This window comes from Psychrobacter sp. AOP3-A1-26 (assembly GCF_052378235.1).
In the GTDB taxonomy this organism is placed as follows: Bacteria; Pseudomonadota; Gammaproteobacteria; order Pseudomonadales; family Moraxellaceae; genus Psychrobacter.
The window spans coordinates 1-877 of sequence record NZ_JBQSXN010000193.1 but is presented as its reverse complement, the minus strand read 5'-3'; the positions used below and the strand labels follow the sequence as shown (position 1 = coordinate 877).

1 protein-coding gene is annotated in these 877 nt (G+C 44.4%); it reads right to left on the bottom strand.

Annotation, left to right across the window (positions count from 1 at the left end; genetic code table 11):
• Positions 1 to 163: 163 nt before the first annotated feature.
• Positions 164 to 850, bottom strand: coding sequence for a putative quorum-sensing-regulated virulence factor (locus ACT3TU_RS14255; protein WP_192524777.1), 687 nt, complete (start codon positions 848 to 850; stop codon positions 164 to 166).
• Positions 851 to 877 lie beyond the last annotated feature (27 nt).

Genomic DNA, 877 nt, shown 5'->3' with positions numbered 1-877 from the left:
ACTTTAAAACCGATACGAGTGCTACTGGAGTAAATTTTTCGCAGCCTCTGTCACGCTTGCGAACAGCAAGCAAGAAAAATTGACAACAGTAGCACTGTGGCTATTTACTTTATTACAATCGTATCGATTTTATTTAGAACTACTTATAGGATAATTATATTTACTATTTTTCTTTCGCTGTTTCATCTTCTGCTTTGACGCGCTTGGTCAATGCAGAATATAGCGATGGCTGCATATTATGAATATTGCCTAGCATCCATCTCACATAGCTGACTGGCACCTCTTTAATCAGCTTGCCCTTATGTTTGCCAAAGGGCATTTTACTGACTGGATTGGCTTTATTGGAAATAGCATGAGCGGCCACAAAATCTGTCGGTGAAATTTGTAGGCGCTCGCAGCAAGCTTGATACAGTAAATAGCACATGCGCGCATCACCTAGCGCGTCATGAGCAGCAATGGTCATTCTGCTCGCCTCGCTGCTGCCTAGTAACTGCTCGATACATTTAGATTGGCTATAGGCGCTCCATTCTGGAAAGGCCACGCGCGCAAGCCGCACCGTGCAGATAAGCTTGGCAGACGGGCTACCAATCACTCGCCAGTCAAAACGGACATTATGACCGATCAAATACTGCGGCAACTCAAATTGCCCAAGCTCAAAACGCTCAAGACCAGCGACATCTTCATCGGTGATACCATGAATTTTAATGACGACCGGTGATATTGAACGTCCGCTGTTAAAGTATTTCATCCACTCAAACCCAGTCATGACATTAATGGTCGCGACTTGAACAGGTCTTGGGTCACGACCTTGGTCGGTTTCGGTATCGATAATAAGTGCTGTATCAGTCATAAAGGATTGGCCATAGATAACAACATT